Genomic DNA, 845 nt, shown 5'->3' with positions numbered 1-845 from the left:
TTGTGCATCAAATGTGGCAGACAGATTTTACTTATTTCAAGATCATTGGCTGGGGATGGTACTATCTGAGCACGATTTTGGACGATTACAGCCGCTACATCATTCACTGGGAGTTATGCGATTCGATGAAAGCTGAAGATGTGAAACGAACGGTGGATACAGCCATTAAAAAAGCGAAATTAAAGACAAAAGTTAAACCGAAACTGCTCTCAGACAATGGTTCCTGCTACGTCTCCAATGAGTTGAAAAGCTATCTGAAAGACGATTTAAGGATGAAACAGGTTCACGGAAAACCGATGCATCCTCAGACCCAGGGCAAGATCGAGCGTTATCACAGAACGATGAAAAAAGTAGTGAAACTAAATCATTTTTATCACCCCGAAGAACTCATTCAAGCACTGGAAAAATTTGTAGAAAACTACAATAACAAGCGCTATCACGAGTCGATAAATAACCTCACTCCAGCAGATGTGTACTTCGGAAGATCAGAACATATTTTGGAAAAAAGAAAGCAGATAAAAGAAGAATCCATCCGAAAAAGAAGACAAATGTATAACCAACAAAAATTGGTAAGTTTATAAATCGAAAATACTCCTTCAGGATTTAAACTAAAATGTCTAAAGTAGTTTGAAGACGTACATAATTACATCAAATTAAGTAGTTATAAAGAACGTATATAATCCACTTCCCTACTTTAATAATCCTTTACAAACTCTGATCATTTTCCCAAAACTAATTCAGATATTATACGCAACTCTAACTATTTTAAAACATTCAGCTAGGATACCTTTTTCCAGAAACTTAAAAACCCATTGCAGGCAGAGTCCACAAATTCAAAGTTTGTT

The 845-nt window shown here is 35.9% G+C and carries 1 protein-coding gene; it reads left to right on the top strand.

Features of this window, described 5'->3' with window-relative positions; translation table 11 throughout:
• A partial coding sequence (locus AB671_RS20250) for a DDE-type integrase/transposase/recombinase (RefSeq protein ID WP_185114139.1) occupies positions 1-581 on the top strand: 581 nt, incomplete at its 5' end.
• Positions 582-845 lie beyond the last annotated feature (264 nt).

Origin of the sequence: Chryseobacterium sp. BGARF1 (genome assembly GCF_001677955.1) — a bacterium.
In the GTDB taxonomy this organism is placed as follows: Bacteria; Bacteroidota; Bacteroidia; order Flavobacteriales; family Weeksellaceae; genus Chryseobacterium.
The sequence above is the reverse complement of the archived record's forward strand: the minus strand, read 5'-3'. Positions and strand labels throughout refer to the sequence as shown.